Raw genomic sequence first — 16,482 nt, forward strand, 5'->3', positions numbered from 1 at the left:
CACATGTTTCCCTTTCGCCCAACCTGGTCGGGCGATCTGGTGAGGCGCAGGGCAGGATGTAACCCGGTCGAGATATCGCACCCCGACAAGGAGTCAACAGTGGGACAGGTCAGCGCCAGCAGTTCGATCGTCGTCGCCGCGGATCCGCAGCGCACGCTCGAAGCGATCGGCGACTACGAGACGATCCGTCCGCGCATCCTCTCCTCGCACTACCGCGACTACAAGGTCGTCGAGGGCGGCAAGGGCGCGGGCACCGTGGTGGAGTGGACGCTGCAGGCGACCGAGAAGCGTTCGCGCAACGTGCGCGCGAACGTCACCGTGTCGGACTCGATCCTCACCGAGCGCGACGCCAACTCCTCGATGGTCAACACCTGGACCGTCACCCCGGACGGCGCCGGTTCGCAGGTCACCCTGCGCACCACCTGGACCGGCGCGGGCGGCGTGTCGGGCATCTTCGAGGGCATCTTCGCGCCCCTGGGCCTGAAGAAGATCCAGGCCGAGGTGCTGGGCAATCTCCAGCGTGAGCTGGCCTGATCCAGCCGGGCGAACATCGAGGAGGGCCGTACCGCGTCGATCGTGGTGCGGCCCTCCCGGCGTTCACTCCTTGCCGATGTCGAAGAGGTTTCCTTCGGGGTCGGCGAGGGTGACCCACTGCTGGCCGTACTCGTCGAAGTCGCCGATATGCTTGGCGCCCAAGCTGATCGCGCGCTCGACGTAGTCGCGCCATTGGACGGCGTGGAAGTCCAGGTGCACCACGTTCTTGCCGGGCGTCTTGTCCGGCACCTGGATGAACATCAGCACGGGCGAGGTGCCCGAGGTCTGGCCGACGGTGGCGAAGAACGGGGAGGCCTCCGGGTCGACGGGACGGTCCAGCAGCTGGGCGTAGAACTCGGCCAGCGCGTTCGCGTTGTTGCAGTCGAACGTGACATTGCCAAGGGCGAGGGTCATCGGATCTCTCCTTCGGTGATCGGCCAGCACACCTCGGTGCGGTAGTCGGCCGGGTTATCGGTGATGTCCGGTCCGACGAGATAGCGCTCGCGGACCGGTTCGTCGGGAAGAACGGTGTCGTGCTCGGCGACGTGGCTGCCCAGCGCGCCGTAGGTGCGGTCGAAGTCCTCGAACGCGCCCGTGTGCACGGCGATGGCGAAGCGGCGGGCCGCGAACTCGGTGATCGCGAGTCCCTTCGGCGGGGTCGGGTCCGCGCCGGGCGGCAGCGGCACGTACGCCGTGACCGAGCCGGTGGCCTCGGTGAAGAACTCGGTCGAATAGGTCGCGCCCGCGACCCCACCCGGCGTCACGCCCGCGGCGAGCAGGCTCGTGTAGAGCTGCTCGAACGCGGTGCCACACCATGTCCCGATCGCGTCGCGGTCGACCGATTCGGTCAGGGTGAGCGCGGTGAACGCTGGCTCGATCCGGTAGTCCACCCGCAAGGGCGGCGCGGGTACGGTGAGCAGCGCGCGCAGCGAGGCGACCACGTCGCGGGTCCGCTGCAATTCGGCTTCCATCCTGGTCAGATGGGCGCGCAGGGTGGCGTCGCGGTCGGCCGGTTCGGCGGCGGCGAGCACGGTGCGGATGTCGGGCAGCGGCATGTCCAGATCGCGCAGCCTGCGGATCAGATGCGCCGTGTCCACCTGCTCGGTGGAATACCGTCGATAACCCGTGCCCGCGTCCACCGCGACCGGCTCGAGCAACTCGATCTCGTGGTAGTAGCGCAGGGTCTTGACGCTCAGATGGGTGAGGCGGGCGAACTCGCCGATCGCCACGGTGGCTGTCATGAGATCAGCCAACACCCTCCAGCGGGGGGAGGGTCAACAACGACTCACGCGGGGGCGAGCACGAAGGCCGCGAGCAGCGGCCAGTCGCCTTCGCGCCACCACGAGTAGCCGAACCAGACGCCCGGGCTGATCTCGCGGATCTCGTCGTAGACCTGCGGTGTCGGCGACGGCGCGTAGTTCAGGGCCCAGGCCGGGCCGCCGTCGAGGATGGACGGCGCCCGGTAGACATCGGCCGGGAAGGCCTCGATGCCCGCGCCGGTCACCCGGTTGGTCAGAGAGCCGCCGTCGGGTCCGGTGCGGAACACCTTGCCGATCCACAGCGCCGCCGCCATCGGTGCGAATTGGGGTGGCCGGGCCAGCCAGCCGTTGGTGACGCCGGTCGGCACGGCGCCTGCCCGCGCGTCGCGGTAGATCTGATCCTGCTGGGTGACGTTGCAGCGAAAGCGCAGCGAATCCAGGGTCGCCGCGGAGTTGCCGGGGTCGACGACGCAGCCGCCGCCGTAGTCGACGACCGCCGCGCCCGAGTCCGCCGACGCGGTCGAGGTGGGCAGAACGAGCAGGCCGACGGCGGTGAACACCGTGGCGATCAGGGACGTGCGCATGACACTCATCAGTTCTCCCTCGGATTGCCGAACCCTGTCCCGAACCACGTTCGATCCTAGGCAAACGATCTGGAGCGGGTTCGCTTGCGACCAGGCAGCAATCAACCTGTTACCCGGCAGGTCACGGGTAACGGCACGGTCGGTATGCGCCATCGCCGGGGCGGGTGTGGGAGTATCCCGGCGGCGCGTGAGGACTACGCTTGACGCGGACGAAACTTCTGGAGAGGACGTGCTGTGCAACCCGATGGTGGTCAGTTCGATATGCAGGCCCTGCTCGCCCAAGCCCAGCAGATGCAGCAGGCGGTGATGCAGGCGCAGGCAGAGCTCGCCGAATCCGAGGTGCAGGGTCAGGCCGGTGGCGGTCTGGTCGCGGCGACCATCAAGGTGAGCGGTGAGGTCGTCGCGCTGACGATCGACCCGAAGATCGTCGACCCGTCCGACGTCGACGGCCTGCAGGACCTGGTCATCGGCGCGATCAACGACGCCATGGCCAACGCGCAGAAGCTGGCCGCCGAGCGTCTCGGCCCGCTCTCGCAGGGGCTCGGTGGCGGTTCGCTGCCCGGTCTGCCCGACTTCTGATGTATGAGGGGCCGGTTCAGGATCTGATCGACGAACTGGGCAAGCTGCCCGGCGTCGGTCCGAAGAGCGCACAGCGCATCGCTTTCCATCTGTTGCAGGTGGAGCCGCCGGAGATCGACCGGTTGCAGGCCGCGTTGCAGAAGGTGCGCGACGGCGTGCAGTTCTGCGTGTCGTGCGGCACCGTCGCCGACGGAGAGCTGTGCCGGATCTGTGCCGACCCGCGCCGCGACCGCACGATGATCTGTGTGGTCGAGGAACCCAAGGACGTACAGGCGATCGAGCGCACCCGTGAGTTCCGTGGTCGCTACCACGTGCTCGGCGGTGCGCTCGATCCGCTCAGTGGCGTCGGACCCGATCAGCTGCGGATCAGGGAACTGCTGACCCGCATCGGCAATCAGGACGACGGCGTCGACGTGAGCGAGGTGATCATCGCGACCGACCCGAACACCGAGGGTGAGGCGACGGCCACCTACCTGGTGCGCATGCTGCGCGATTTCCCCGGGCTCACCGTCACCCGGCTGGCTTCGGGCCTGCCGATGGGCGGTGACCTCGAATTCGCCGACGAGCTGACCCTGGGCCGCGCCCTGTCGGGCCGGCGGGCGCTCTAGCGCTCAGAACTCGACGCGGGTCCAGTCCACGCCCTTGCCCGCGGCGGGGTCCTCGGTGGTCCAGGCCCAGATGATGTCGGCGACCTGCGCCGGATCGTCGAGCGTGGCGCCGAAGTGCTGGTCCGGGGAGCCGTCGCGGTATTCCAGGGTGTACGGCCCGCTCGGGTCACGGTAGGTCTGGATGTAGCGCTGCTCGCCGCGCTCGACGATGAGATACGGGTTCGGGTCGGCCAGCCCGGCGACCCAGCGCCGCGCCAATTCCTCGGTGAGATACGGGAATTCGCCCGCGCCGCCGTGAGTGACGGCGATCGGCACGTGCCCGGCGGGGTCGATCAGCCAGGTCAGCTGCGGGTCGTAGACCGCGTAGCCGCGCGGGGTGGCCAGGTCGAAGAGCAGGTGGCGGACGAAGCCGATCGCGTCGTACGGCGAGGGGACGTAGAGCGTCGTCCCGTTCGCGCCGCCCACCGATTCGACGCTCAGGAACGAGTCGTCCACCGGTAGTTCGGCGTTGCGGGCGTTGAGTTCGGTCGCGATCTCGACGATCTCCGCGGACTCGGGCCGACCTTCCTGGGTAGCCAGATACGCGTCCACTTCGTCGACGGAGGTGGCGACGCCGGACGGCAGGAGGATGTGGTCGTAGCTCACCCGGTCAGCCTACGGGTCGGTCGGTTCGTGCTGGTTCGGCAGCCTTTGGTGCGGCAGTGTTGCCTGCGGGTTTCGACCTGATGCCCGTCGGGAAACTCCGGTTTCGTCACGCCACGCCGCGCCGGTGGTGTGTGGTCAACTGGGGGCATGGGCATCAAGGTGTCACTCGAACACCGGACCGCGTACTCCTTCGATCGTCTCGTCGAGGTGCATCCGCACGAGGTGCGGCTGCGGCCGGCGCCGCATTCGCGGACGCCGATCGAGGCGTATTCGCTACAGGTGTCGCCGGCCGCGCACTACATCAACTGGCAGCAGGACGCGTTCGGCAATTTCGTTGCGCGGCTGGTGTTTCCGGAACCGACCAAGGAATTGTCGATCACCGTGGGGTTGATCGCCGATCTCGAGGTGGTCAATCCGTTCGACTTCTTCGTCGAGGACTACGCCGAGTACTTCCCGTTCACCTATCCGGCGGCGCTGGCCGCCGACCTGGAGCCGTACCTGCGCCCGGTCGACGAGGGGGAGCCGGGTTCGGGGCCGGGGGAACTGCTCGACGACTGGGTGCGGGTGCACCGCCCGCAGGGCCGGATCCGCTCGATCGACTACCTGGTCGAGCTGAACTACGCGCTGCGCAACACCGTCGACTACACGGTGCGGATGGAGCCGGGCGTGCAGTCGCCCGATCACACGCTGCGCACCCAGCTGGGGTCCTGCCGGGACTCGGCCTGGCTGCTCGTCGGCATCCTGCGCGAGCTCGGGCTGGCGGCCCGGTTCGTCTCGGGCTACCTGGTGCAGTTGACCTCGGATACGCCGTCGCTGGACGGGCCATCGGGGCCCAGCGCCGACTTCACCGACCTGCACGCCTGGACCGAGGTGTATCTGCCGGGCGCGGGCTGGATCGGCATGGACCCCACCTCCGGGCTGTTCGCGGGAGAGGGGCACATCCCGCTCGCGGCCACCCCGCATCCCGGTGCCGCCGCCCCGATCACCGGCGCGACCGGGATCACCGAGGCCACTCTCGAATTCAGCAATGTGGTGCGCCGGGTGCACGAGGACCCGCGAGTCACCCTGCCCTACACCGATTCCCAGTGGGAACGGATCACCGCTTCCGGCGCGGCCATCGACAAGCGGATGGCCGCCGCCGACGTCGGCCTGACCATGGGCGGCGAACCCACCTTCGTCTCCATCGACGATCAGATGAGCGCCCAGTGGACCACCGACGCCGACGGTCCACACAAACGCGAGCGCGCTGTCGACCTGGCCGACCGCCTGCGCTCGATCTACGCGCCCACCGGCATCGTCCAGTACCGCCAGGGCAAGTGGTATCCCGGCGAACCGTTGCCGCGCTGGGAGATCGCCATCGCCTGGCGCGCCGACGGCGAACCGATCTGGCACCGCCAGGACCTCCTCACCAACCCCTGGACCCCGATCTCCCAGCGCGCGATCCCGGTCGGGCCCGCGCGCACCGACGCCCCCGCCGAACCGGCCGAGCTCACACCAGAGGCTGAGGCTGCGGGGTTGGCTGAGGCCGCTGAACTGGCCGCGTCCGGGGGGCTGGGCGAGGCTGCTGGAGTGACCGAGTCGGTCGGGTCGGACGAGGCGCCGGCGGCGAAGGGGAAGAAGCAGAAGGACAAGAAGAAGGGAAAGCGGGCGCGGAAGAAGGCGGGGGTCCGGCCTGCCGAGACGCAGCCGCTGAATGCGGCCGGGGTGGTGGCGGATCGGCAACCGGCCGCCGATATCGATGCGGCGCGGGAGCTGATCGCGCGGGTCGCCGACACGCTCGGGTTGCCCGCCGGGCAGGTCCGCCCCGCCTTCGAGGACCCACTGGCCCGCCTGGCCGCGACCGTGTCCGCGCCGTACGGTGATCCGCCGCCCGCCGACATCGATCCCGAGCAGGATTCACCGCAGGTCCGGCAGCGGCTGGTGGAGAGCCTGGATCAGGCGGTCAACGAACCGGCCGCCTTCGTGCTGCCGATTCATCGCCGGGCCGACGGCGCGGGCTGGGCGAGTGCCGATTGGCAGTTGCGGCGGGGGCGCAACGAGGACGGCCCCGGCCGGATCGTGCTCGCCGACGGTGATTCGCCCGCGGGCCTGCGGCTGCCGATCGGGTCGGTGTCGTGGCTGTCGCCGCCGGTGCTGCCCGAGGCCGATCCGCTGTATCAGCGGCCGCTGGACCCGGAGCGCGACGAACCAGCCGCGACCGTGGAGCCCGCGCATTTCACGCCGACGACCGCGCTGGTCGCCGAGGTGCGCGAGGGTCGGTTGCATGTGTTCCTGCCGCCGGTCAGCGAGCTGGCGGACTTCCTCGACCTGATCGCCCGGGTCGAATCGGCCGCCGTGGCGATCGGGCAGCCCGTGGTCCTCGAGGGCTATGCCCCGCCGAACGACCCACTGTTGCAGACGTTCTCGGTCACCCCTGACCCCGGCGTGATCGAGGTGAACATCATGCCGACCAGTTCCTTCGCCGAGCAGGCCGAGGTGCTCGACACGCTCTACGAGCAGGCCAGGCTGGCCAGGCTGAGCACCGAGTCGTTCGACGTGGACGGCACCCACGGTGGCACCGGCGGCGGCAATCACATCACCTTGGGCGGGGTGACGCCCGCGCGCTCGCCACTGCTGCGCAGGCCCGATCTGCTGGTGTCGATGTTGACCTACTGGCAGCGGCATCCGGCCTTGTCGTACCTGTTCGCGGGCCGTTTCGTCGGGCCGACCTCGCAGGCGCCGCGCGCCGACGAAGGCCGCGAGGACGCGCTCTACGAACTGGAGATCGCCTTCGCCGAGATCGCCCGGCTCACCGCCGAACAGGCGATCGGCGACGCCACCCCGGCCGAGATCCAATCCGCTCCTTGGCATATCGACCGCGCGCTGCGCCACCTGCTGACCGATCTCACCGGCAACACCCACCGCGCCGAGTTCTGCATCGACAAGCTCTACAGTCCCGATTCCGCGCGCGGCAGGCTCGGCCTGCTGGAACTGCGCGGCTTCGAGATGCCGCCGCACTTCCAGATGGCGATGGTGCAGTCGCTGCTGGTGCGTGGCCTGGTCGCGATGTTCTGGGACCAGCCCTACCGGGCGCCGTTGCTGCGCCACGGCGCCAACCTGCACGGCCGCTATCTGCTGCCGCACTTCCTGATGAGCGATATCGCCGAGGTGGCCGCCGACCTGCGCGCGCACGGCATCGACTTCGACACCAGCTGGCTCGACCCGTTCACCGAGTTCCGGTTCCCGCGGATCGGGACCGCGGTGATCGGCGCTGTCGAACTGGAACTGCGCGGCGCGATCGAACCGTGGCTGACCCTCGGTGAGCAGACCACCGGTCAGGGCACCGCCCGCTATGTCGACTCCTCGGTGGAGCGGTTGCAGGTGCGGGTGGTCGGCGCCGATCGCGGCCGATACGTGGTGACCTGCAACGGCATGCCGGTGCCGCTGCTGACCACCGACAAGGCCGACGTGCAGGTCGCCGGCGTGCGCTATCGCGCCTGGCAGCCGCCGAACTCGCTGCACCCGTCCATCACCGTGGACGCGCCGCTGGTGTTCGACCTGGTCGACGCGGCGACCGGGCTCTCGCACGGCGGCTGCACCTATCACGTCGTGCACCCCGGCGGCCGCGCGTTCGACGACGTCCCGGTGAACGCGGTGGCGGCTCAGTCGCGGCGCAACCGCCGCTTCGAGGCTGCGGGACACACCGTGAATCCGATCGACCCGGCCGAACTCCGTGCGAAGATCGCGGCGCAGTCGACCGATGTCGGCGCACCGGGCATCCTGGATCTACGTCGCGCGCGAACCGTGTGGGGCGCGACCGGCGGCCGGTAGGCAACAACAGGAAGCGAGGTCGGCTCGGTGACACAGCGCGACGAGGCGCTACGGGACGGGAACCGGACGGCACCGGGCGTGCGCGCGCAGGTGGCCGAGCAGTTCGCGCGGTATCGGGCCGAGAGCAAGGCGGGATCGCGCTTCGACGAGTGCGGCCGGCCGACGCAGGGCTATTACGACGAATTGGTCGACGGGCGCGGCCGCGTGCGGTCGATGTGGTCGGAGCTCTCGGCCGACTTCGTCGACCAGGGCACCGGCGGGCTCGGCCGGATCGATCACCGGGTGCGCAGGCAGATCGAGGACGACGGCGTCACCTACACCGAGGTCGGCCTCGGTGACGACACGGCGACCCCGATGCCCTGGCGGCTCGATCCGATCCCGCTGCTGGTCTCCGCCGACGACTGGACCCGGCTGGAGACAGGTCTGGTCCAGCGCTCGCTCGTGCTCGACGAGGTGCTCACCGATGTCTACGGCCCACGCAGGCTGCTGAGCTCGGGCCTGCTGCCACCGGAGATCGTCTTCGGCAGTACGGGTTACGTGCGGGCGGCGCACGGCATCACCATTCCCGGCACGCACCAGCTGTTCCTGCACGCCTGCGACATCAGCCGCTGGAGCGACGGCCAGTTCCGGGTGCTGGCCGACTGGGCGCAGGCGCCCTCCGGCGCCGGGTACGCGCTGGCCGATCGACGCGTGGTGGCCTCGGCCATTCCCGAGGCGTTCGAGCACGCCGGACCGCGCCCGCTCACCCCGTTCGCGCGGGCCATGCGGTTGATGCTGGCGGAGGCCGCGCCGGAACTGGCCGACGGCGAGGAGCCGGTGGTCGTGGTGCTGAGCCCTGGCTCGCACTCCGAAACCGCTTTCGACCAGGCCTATCTCGCGCAGATGCTCGGTTTCCCGCTGGTCGAGAGCGCCGACCTGGTAGTTCGCGACGGCGCGCTGTGGATGCGCTCGCTCGGCAGTCTGGAACGGGTCGACGTGGTGCTGCGCCGCGTGGACGCGGAGTTCTCCGATCCGCTGGATCTGCGGCCGGATTCGCGCCTCGGCGTGGTCGGTCTGGTCGAGGTGTTGCGCCGGGGCGCGGTCACGGTGGTCAACACGCTCGGCTCCGGCTTGCTGGAATCGCCTGCGCTGAGCGCGTTCCTGCCCCGGATCGCCCGCTCCGTCCTCGGCGCCGACCTGCTGCTCGACGGGACACCCGCCTATTGGGGCGGCGACGACGCCGAACGCTCGCATCTCCTCGCCCATATCGGTGATCTGGTGATTCGCTCGGCGGTCGACGGGTCGACCATCTTCGGGCCGAGCCTGGCCGCCGCCGAGCGCGCCGAACTCGCCGCCCGGATCGAGGCCGAGCGGTGGAAGTGGGTCGGCCAGGAACCCGCGGAGTTCTCCGTGGCGCCCGCCGTGGAAGGCGAGGCGGGTCTCAAGCCCGCGCCGGTCGGGATGCGGTTGTTCTCGCTGGCTCGTCGTGGCGGGTACACCGCGATGTCGGGTGGGCTCGGCCAGCAACGGATGCGGCTCGAGCCGACGCGCAGCGTGATCAAGGTGGCGGCCAAGGATGTCTGGGTGCGCGCCGCGCCCGCGACCGCGCCCGCCGTCGGCGCCGAGGCGCCGCACGAGGAGCGGCTGCGTCGCGCCGTGCCGGTCGTCGAGGCGGTCAGCTCGCCGCGTGTGCTCAACGACCTGTTCTGGATGGGCCGCTACAGTGAACGCGCCGAATCGGTGGTCCGCCTGCTCGCCGCGACCCACGACGTCTACCAGGACTACCGCTACCGGCCCTGGCTGGACGGCGCCGAGGCACTGCCGATCCTGATGCGCGCACTGTCGGTGACCACCGGGACGAACGCGCCGGAATCCGTGCTGCCCAGTGGAACCGGTGCCGTCGGAGCCCTGGTCCGGGTGGCGCAGGCGGCGGACTCCGGTGCGGAGTCGCCGACCTCCCCCACCACAGCCGGCAGGTCACCCGCCACGACCTCGGGAAGCGATTCGTCCGCCGACGGCACCCGATCCGCTGACGGTGCCACCGCGCCGCCGGACGCGGGCGAGGCGGAAGCCGATACGGCTGCGGTGGAACAGGATTCCGACGACTCGGCCGCCCCCTGGGAGCGCGCGGGCACGAGCGCGCTCGCGCGAGCGCTGCGCACCACCGGCACCGCCGCCGATCGCACGGCGGAACCACAGCCGGACAGGGAATCCGAGGTGCCACGCACGCGGCAGAAGCAGGGGCAGTTCACGAACCGCCCGATGGACGGCGGGTCCACCGCGGCCCGGCGCACCGTCGCGGGCGCCTCCGCCGACGGCTTCGCCTACCTGTCCGCCCTCACCGGCGACCGGAACCTGGCGGGATCGCTGTCCTACGCGGTCGACCACTACGGCTCGGCCGCCCGGGCCGTGCGTGACCAGCTCTCCGGGGACACCTGGATGATCATCGGCGCCCTCGACCGCGCGCTGGCCGAGTTCCGCGGCGCCGATACCGAACAGGAGACCGCGCTGTCCTCGGTGCATTCGCTGGCGCTGGCCGCGCTGCTGTCGCTGTCGGGGATCGGCGCGGAATCGATGGTGCGCGACACCGGCTGGTACGTCATGGACATCGGCAAGCGGATCGAGCGCGGGCTCGCGCTGACCTCGCTGCTCAATGCCGCGCTGGCACAGGCCAGCCCGGCCGAGGTGGAGCGGGTGGTCACCGATTCGGTGCTCGTCGCGACCGAGTCGGCGGTGAGTTACCGCCGCCGCCACCGTGGTTCGGCCCATGTCGCCGCGCTGGCCGGGTTGCTGCTGTTCGACGCGGGCAATCCGCGCTCGCTGGTGTATCAGCTCGACCGGCTCGAGGCCGACTTCCAGGCGCTGCCCGGCGGCTCCGGCGCGTCGCGTTCGCAGCGGCTGCTCGCCGACGCCCAGCGAATGCTGCGCCGGGTCGACCCGGCCGATCTCGAACACGCCGACGCCGCGGGTGTGCGCACGGAGCTGGTGGAACTGCTGGAGGGGGTGCACTTGCGGCTGCGCAAGCTGTCGGAGTCGTTCGAGACCACCAAACTCGCTGTGCCGCTGGGTATCCAGCCGCTGTGGGGCAATACCAGGATGGTCGGATGAGCAGGCGTTACCGGGTGGTGCACCGGACCACCTACAGCTACTCCGACGAGGTCACCAGCTCCTACGGCCGCGCGTATCTGACCCCGCGCGAGTTCCCCGGTCAGCGGCTGCTCGAGCACGACATCTATATCGACCCGGTGCCTTCGGACCGCTCGATCGGCACCGATGTCTACGGCAACACGACCACGTATTTCCATGTGACATCGGAACATCGGAGACTCGAGGTCACCGGCGAATCCCTCGTCGACGTCGACGGCGAGCACCCGGCGACGATGGCGGGCGCCGACGTCGGGTGGGAGGCGGCCCGGCCGGTCACCGCCACCGGCCCGCTCGCGGTCGAGTTCACCCTCGATCTGCTGCCGCCGGAGATCACCCCGGAGGTCGCCGAGTACGCCGCGCGGAGCTTCCCGGCGGGCAGGCCGCTGCTCGAGGCGGTCACCGAGCTGAACACCCGGATCAACCAGGACTTCCGGTATCGCTCCGGCTCGACCACGGTGAGTACCAGCGTCGCCGACGTGTTCGCCGCGCGCGAGGGCGTCTGCCAGGATTTCGCCCGGATCGGCGCGGCCTGCCTGCGGTCGCGGGGGCTGGCCGCCCGCTACGTCTCGGGCTACCTCGCGACCGATCCGCCGCCGGGTAAGGAACGCATGGTCGGGGTGGACGCCACCCACGCGTGGGCGGCGGTCTGGCTGCCCGGCACCGACCCCACCGACCGCACCGGCCGCTGGATCGCCTTCGACCCCACCAACGACCAATTCGCCGACGAGCGCTATGTCACCGTGGCGTGGGGGCGTGACTACCAGGATGTTCCGCCGCTGCGTGGCATCATCTACACCGACGCCAAACAGTCCACGATCACGGTCTCGGTCGATGTTGCCCCGGTGGAGGTGTAGTCCCTTGCGTGATTTCGTCTGCCCCAACTGCGGGCAGCAGCTGGCTTTCGAGAACTCGGTCTGCCTGTCGTGCTCGAGCAGGCTCGGCTTCAGCCTGGACGAGCGCGCGCTGGTGGTGATCGGCGATCCGCCCGGTGACGCGGCGATCGATCACGCGGGCGGCGTCGTCGACGGCGACCGGTTCCGGCTGTGCGACAACCTGCATGTGGCGCAGTGCAATTGGCTCGTCTCGACGACCGGCCACACCTCGGGGCCGATGCTGTGCGCGTCGTGCGCGCTCACCCGGACCAGGCCCAACGACGCCGACGCCGACGGGCTGGCGGCCTTCGCCGAGGCCGAGGCGGCCAAGCGCCGCCTGATCTTCGAACTGGTCGAACTCGGGCTGCCGATCGTCGGCCGCGAGGCCGACCCCGCCCATGGCCTGGCCTTCGACCTGCTCTCCAGCCGGACCGACGACGTGCTGACCGGTCACATGGACGGTGTCGTCACCCTCGATCTGGCCGAGGCGAACGACCCGCACCGCGAGCAGCTGCGGATCGAGATGGCCGAGCCGTACCGCACCCTGCTCGGCCATTTCCGGCACGAGATCGGGCACTACTACTTCACCGTGCTGGTTGCCGGAGACGAAGCGCTGCAACGGTTCCGGGAGCTTTTCGGCGACCCGTACGCCGACTACCAGGAGGCGCTGAACCGGCATTACTCCCAGGGCACGCCGTCCGGCTGGGAGAGCGACTACGTCTCGTCCTACGCGACCATGCACGCCGCGGAGGACTGGGCCGAGACGTTCGCGCACTATCTGCACATCCGCGACACCCTCGACACCGCCGCCGCCTTCGGCTTCGCGCCTGCGGGCGCCACCCTGGATCGTCCGCAGGTCGGACGGGCGGGGTACGACAAGATCATCGAACTGTGGCTGCCGCTGGCCTGGTCGCTGAACATGGTCAACCGGTCGATGGGCCACGACGACCTCTATCCCTTCGTGCTGCCCGACCGAGTCCTGGAGAAGATGCGCTTCGTCCACGAGCTGTGCGAGCGCAGCGACTCCACCGCCGTGGTCGCGTAATTCCGGCAGTTTCACTGCGACCTGGATCACAGCTGGCTATCCTCTCTCATTGAGACGCATGAGTCTCAAACCCGGTGCGCCCGGGCCGCTCGATGAGGATTGCTATGAACTCACCCCTGGTTTCCGTCGGACTGCCGCTGGCCTTGGCCGTGATCATGTTCGGTCTGGGACTCTCGCTCACCGTCGCCGACTTCACCCGGATCGCCAAGAGCCCGCGCATCGTCGCGATCGCGCTGCTGTGCCAGGTGATCGCTTTGCCCGTGGTCGCCTTCGGGCTGGTCCTGCTGTTCGATCTGCCCGCGATCCTGGCGGTCGGGGTGATGCTGCTGGCGTCCTCGCCGGGCGGGACGACGGCGAATCTGTTCAGCCATCTGTTCCGCGGCGATGTGGCGCTGAACGTGTCGCTGACCGCGGTCAACTCGATCATCGCCGTCGCCACCGTGCCGCTGGTGACCAACTTCGCGATCGGCTACTTCGACCCGGCCGAGGGCGGCTCGCTCGGGTTGCAGTTCGGCAAGGTGGTGCAGGTGTTCGCGATCGTGCTGGTCCCGGTGGCGATCGGCATGCTGGTGCGCCGCTCCTCGGCGGCGTTCGCCGACCGGATGGACCGCCCGGTGCGGATCGGCTCGGCGGTGACCCTGCTCCTGGTGATCCTCGGGACGGTCGCCACCGAATCCGACACCCTCACCGAGTCGTTCGCGCAGGTCGGCGGCATCACCGTGCTGTTCTGCCTGATCAGCCTGACCGTCGGATACTTCCTGCCGCGCCTGCTCGGGGTGCCGGACCGGCAGGCCATCGCCTGCTCGATGGAGGTCGGCATCCACAACAGCACGATCGCGATCACCATCGCGGTGAGCGTCCTGGACAGCACCGAGATGGCGGTGCCCGCCGCGATCTACGGCATCCTGATGTTCCCGCTCGCCGCCGCGTTCGGTTACCTCATCACCCGTCGGCAGCCGAAGGCGGCGGTCGCCGCGGCGGACTGAGGCTCAGGCGTTCGCCGCGAAGCACGCCGAATCCCGGTTGCGCACGGCTGTGGGCGAAGTCGGTGGACAGCCCCGAATCACCGGACTGACCTCTTGGCCGAGGAGGCGGCATGGCGGGCGATCGAGGCGCGGCACACCATCGAAGCCGCGCGGCTGCCGTCGATCCATCGTGATCCGTTCGATCGGATCCTGGTCGCGCAGGCCCGGTGTGAGGAGCTGACGCTCGTCACCCGGAACCCGTACTGCCTGCGCTACGAGGTCGATTCGCTCCCGTGCTGACGAGCCGCTAGGCGCGCAGGCGCTCGCGGCGGAGGCGGTCAACCTCGGGGAGGTCGAGGGGGGCGAGGTCGGTGGGGGAGATGCCGAGGGCTCGGGCGATGAGGAGGTCGGCGAGTTCGGGGTTGCGGGCCAGGGCGGGGCCGTGCAGGTAGGTGCCGATGACCGAGCCCTGGACGACGCCTTCGGTGCCGTCGCCGACGCCGTTGCCGACACCGCGGGTGACCTTCGCCAGCGGGGCGGCGTCGGGGCCGAGCAGGGTGCCGCCGCGGTGGTTCTCGAAACCGGTCAGCGGGGCGGACAGGCCGTCGAGGACGGGGGTGGTCGTCACCTCGCCGATGGCGCGGGTGTGCTGGGGCGAGGTGGTGACGTCGAACAGGCTCACGCCGTCGACCTTCTCGCCGGCCGAGGTCTCGTACCAGTTGCCGAGCACCTGGATGGCGGCGCAGATCGCGAGCACGGGCGCGCCCTTGGCGGCGGCCTGCTGCAGTCCTGGGTACTTCTGCAGGTGGCGGGTGGCCAGGCGCTGGGCCGAGTCCTCGGCGCCGCCGAGGGTGTAGATGTCGAACGAGTCCGGCACGGGGTCGGCCAGGGTGATCTCGACGATCTCGGCGTCGTAGCCGCGCATGCGCAGGCGCTGGCGCAGCACCAGCGCGTTGCCGCCGTCGCCGTAGGTGCCCATCACGTCGGGCAGGACGAGGCCGATACGAATGGTCGACTCGCTCATGGGCGTGCCTCCAGGTCACGGTTGAGATCGCGGAACGCGGTGTAGTTGGCCAGCACCTCGACATGCCCGGGCGGGCAGGAGGCGATGGCGCGCAGCGGGTCGGGGATCAGGGTGTGCTCGACCCCGGCGTAGGTCAGGCGTACGGCCAGATCGGTGGCGCGTTCGCCGGCGGCCACCACCTGCACGCCCTCGAAGTGCTCGAACCGCACGTCCCAGAGCCACGAGAGGTCCTCGCCGTCGGGCACCTGCCCGTTCACCGCGATCACCAGCCCGGCCGAGGTCGGCTCGATCATCGACAGTGCCTCCTGCCAGCCGGCCGGGTTCTTGGCCAGCAGCAGCCGCGCGTCGTGCGGACCGACGGTGACGGTGCGGTAGCGGCCCGCGATCTCGCGCACGGTGCCGGTCGCGTCGGTCGCCTTCGTCGGCTCGGCGCCCATCGCGACCGCGGCGGCGACGGCCTGCGCCGCGTTGCCGCGATTCGCGCGACCGGGCAGCGCCAGGTGCAGGGGTGCGCGGAAACCGTCGGGGCCGCACAGGTCGTCGCCCTCGAGCCACCAATCCGGCTGCGGGCGATGGAAGTCGGCGCCGGTCGAGCGCCAGTTCTCGCCCTCCCAGACGATCGGCTCGCCGCTGCGCGGACAGCTCGTCGCGTCGACCGCCCAGCCGCTGCCCGCCGACACCCACACCACGCGGGGGTGGTCGTAGGCGATGGAGGCCACCAGCACGTCGTCGCAGTTGGCGATGACGACGGTGTTCGGATGACGAGCCAGTCCGGCGCGGAGCTTGCGCTCGATCATGTTGATCTCGCCGACCCGGTCGAGCTGGTCGCGGCTCAGGTTCAGCAGCACCACGGCGGCCGGGTCGAGCGCGTCGCTGACGTGCGGCAGATGCAGCTCGTCGACCTCGATCGCGGCCAGCGGCACTCCCTGGTGCACGCTCAGCGCGGCGACGATGCCCGCGTCCATATTGGCGCCGTCGGCCTGGGTGGCGACCTGGCCGAGCGTGCCGAGCGCGGCGGTGGTCATCCTGGTGGTGGTCGACTTGCCGTTGGTGCCGGTGATCAACACCGTCCGCCTGCCGCGACCGAGCTGGGTCATGATCGTCGGATCGATCTTCAGCGCGATCAGGCCGCCGATCATCGAACCCTTGCCGCGGCCCGCCTTCTGCGAAGCCCACGACGCTGCCGCCGCCGCTCGCAAAGCCAGGCGCCCACGCACCGAGATGTCTGCCACGCCGCGAGTCTATGTGCGCGCGGTCGCGGGCCGCGTGCGGGAGCGGTGTGAGCTACGTCAGCCCATCCGCGCCGGTGGCGTGAGCCGGATGATCGAGCGGGGGTCAGCTCATTCGCGCCGGTGGCGTGAGCCGGATGATCGAGCGGGGGGTCAGCTCATTCGCGCCGGTGGCGTGAGCCGGATGATCGAGCGGGGGGTC

At 70.1% G+C, this 16,482-nt stretch carries 15 protein-coding genes; 9 read left to right on the top strand and 6 right to left on the bottom strand.

The features are described 5' to 3' along the window. Positions 1–99 precede the first annotated feature (99 nt). Positions 100–534 (top strand): SRPBCC family protein, encoded by a 435-nt coding sequence (locus ATM97_RS28770; RefSeq protein ID WP_218721321.1) that lies wholly within the window; start codon positions 100–102, stop codon positions 532–534. 63 nt (positions 535–597) lie between these two features. On the opposite strand, the gene ATM97_RS28775 is transcribed toward ATM97_RS28770, so the two are convergent. The 3 genes from ATM97_RS28775 to ATM97_RS28785 are packed head-to-tail and all read right to left on the bottom strand — an operon-like array spanning position 598 to position 2,386. Beyond that, complete coding sequence (locus tag ATM97_RS28775) at positions 598–948, bottom strand: VOC family protein (protein ID WP_218721322.1); 351 nt, start codon at positions 946–948, stop codon at positions 598–600. Further along, positions 945–1,775 (bottom strand): MerR family transcriptional regulator, encoded by an 831-nt coding sequence (locus ATM97_RS28780; RefSeq protein WP_218721323.1) that lies wholly within the window; start codon positions 1,773–1,775, stop codon positions 945–947. Before ATM97_RS28780 ends, ATM97_RS28775 begins: the two co-directional genes overlap by 4 nt. 44 nt (positions 1,776–1,819) lie before the next feature. Continuing rightward, entirely contained in the window at positions 1,820–2,386 is a 567-nt protein-coding gene (locus ATM97_RS28785) for a hypothetical protein (protein WP_218721324.1), read from the bottom strand. 225 nt (positions 2,387–2,611) lie between these two features. On the opposite strand from ATM97_RS28785, the gene ATM97_RS28790 reads away from it, so the two are divergent. Next, a complete protein-coding gene (locus ATM97_RS28790; protein ID WP_218721325.1) occupies positions 2,612–2,956 on the top strand; it encodes a YbaB/EbfC family nucleoid-associated protein in 345 nt (114 codons plus the stop codon). After that, positions 2,956–3,564 (top strand): recombination mediator RecR, encoded by a 609-nt coding sequence (gene recR, locus ATM97_RS28795; RefSeq protein WP_019044526.1) that lies wholly within the window; start codon positions 2,956–2,958, stop codon positions 3,562–3,564. The genes ATM97_RS28790 and recR overlap by 1 nt, the downstream gene beginning before the upstream one ends. A 3-nt stretch (positions 3,565–3,567) precedes the next feature. On the opposite strand, the gene ATM97_RS28800 is transcribed toward recR, so the two are convergent. Then, positions 3,568–4,209 (bottom strand): hypothetical protein, encoded by a 642-nt coding sequence (locus tag ATM97_RS28800; RefSeq protein WP_218721326.1) that lies wholly within the window; start codon positions 4,207–4,209, stop codon positions 3,568–3,570. 147 nt (positions 4,210–4,356) lie between these two features. On the opposite strand from ATM97_RS28800, the gene ATM97_RS35100 reads away from it, so the two are divergent. From ATM97_RS35100 to ATM97_RS28830, 6 genes are all read left to right on the top strand, one after another. Beyond that, positions 4,357–8,019: a transglutaminase family protein gene (locus ATM97_RS35100; protein WP_218721327.1), complete on the top strand. Its 3,663-nt coding sequence runs from the start codon at positions 4,357–4,359 to the stop codon at positions 8,017–8,019. 27 nt (positions 8,020–8,046) lie between these two features. Then, complete coding sequence (locus tag ATM97_RS28810) at positions 8,047–11,106, top strand: circularly permuted type 2 ATP-grasp protein (RefSeq protein WP_308248655.1); 3,060 nt, start codon at positions 8,047–8,049, stop codon at positions 11,104–11,106. Then, on the top strand, positions 11,103–11,999 hold the full coding sequence (locus tag ATM97_RS28815; RefSeq protein ID WP_218721328.1) for a transglutaminase family protein: 897 nt from the start codon (positions 11,103–11,105) through the stop codon (positions 11,997–11,999). The genes ATM97_RS28810 and ATM97_RS28815 overlap by 4 nt, the downstream gene beginning before the upstream one ends. 4 nt (positions 12,000–12,003) lie before the next feature. Then, complete coding sequence (locus tag ATM97_RS28820; RefSeq protein WP_218721329.1) at positions 12,004–13,062, top strand: putative zinc-binding metallopeptidase; 1,059 nt, start codon at positions 12,004–12,006, stop codon at positions 13,060–13,062. 104 nt (positions 13,063–13,166) lie between these two features. Further along, a complete protein-coding gene (locus tag ATM97_RS28825; protein WP_218721330.1) occupies positions 13,167–14,048 on the top strand; it encodes a bile acid:sodium symporter family protein in 882 nt (293 codons plus the stop codon). A 93-nt stretch (positions 14,049–14,141) separates the two neighbouring features. Further along, positions 14,142–14,327 (top strand): hypothetical protein, encoded by a 186-nt coding sequence (locus ATM97_RS28830; protein WP_218721352.1) that lies wholly within the window; start codon positions 14,142–14,144, stop codon positions 14,325–14,327. Between the two features lie 7 nt (positions 14,328–14,334). Here ATM97_RS28830 and ATM97_RS28835 read toward each other — a convergent pair whose 3' ends face one another. Both ATM97_RS28835 and ATM97_RS28840 read right to left on the bottom strand, forming a co-directional pair. Continuing rightward, the gene (locus ATM97_RS28835; RefSeq protein WP_218721331.1) at positions 14,335–15,051 is read right to left on the bottom strand and encodes a type 1 glutamine amidotransferase; all 717 of its coding nucleotides are present in this window, start codon (positions 15,049–15,051) and stop codon (positions 14,335–14,337) included. Continuing rightward, positions 15,048–16,283: a Mur ligase family protein gene (locus tag ATM97_RS28840; RefSeq protein ID WP_218721332.1), complete on the bottom strand. Its 1,236-nt coding sequence runs from the start codon at positions 16,281–16,283 to the stop codon at positions 15,048–15,050. Before ATM97_RS28840 ends, ATM97_RS28835 begins: the two co-directional genes overlap by 4 nt. Positions 16,284–16,482: the final 199 nt, after the last annotated feature.

This window comes from Nocardia sp. MH4 (assembly GCF_019266065.1).
Classification (GTDB): Bacteria; Actinomycetota; Actinomycetes; order Mycobacteriales; family Mycobacteriaceae; genus Nocardia; species Nocardia canadensis.

What these genes read in the sequence shown, in the direction of transcription:
- ATM97_RS28775 (WP_218721322.1), bottom strand. Translation starts at nt 948, where the DNA reads ATGACCCTCGCCCTTGGCAATGTCACGTTCGACTGCAACAACGCGAAC.
- ATM97_RS28780 (WP_218721323.1), bottom strand. Translation starts at nt 1,775, where the DNA reads ATGACAGCCACCGTGGCGATCGGCGAGTTCGCCCGCCTCACCCATCTG.
- ATM97_RS28785 (WP_218721324.1), bottom strand. Translation starts at nt 2,386, where the DNA reads ATGAGTGTCATGCGCACGTCCCTGATCGCCACGGTGTTCACCGCCGTC.
- recR (WP_019044526.1), top strand. Translation starts at nt 2,956, where the DNA reads ATGTATGAGGGGCCGGTTCAGGATCTGATCGACGAACTGGGCAAGCTG.
- ATM97_RS35100 (WP_218721327.1), top strand. Translation starts at nt 4,357, where the DNA reads ATGGGCATCAAGGTGTCACTCGAACACCGGACCGCGTACTCCTTCGAT.
- ATM97_RS28815 (WP_218721328.1), top strand. Translation starts at nt 11,103, where the DNA reads ATGAGCAGGCGTTACCGGGTGGTGCACCGGACCACCTACAGCTACTCC.
- ATM97_RS28825 (WP_218721330.1), top strand. Translation starts at nt 13,167, where the DNA reads ATGAACTCACCCCTGGTTTCCGTCGGACTGCCGCTGGCCTTGGCCGTG.
- ATM97_RS28835 (WP_218721331.1), bottom strand. Translation starts at nt 15,051, where the DNA reads ATGAGCGAGTCGACCATTCGTATCGGCCTCGTCCTGCCCGACGTGATG.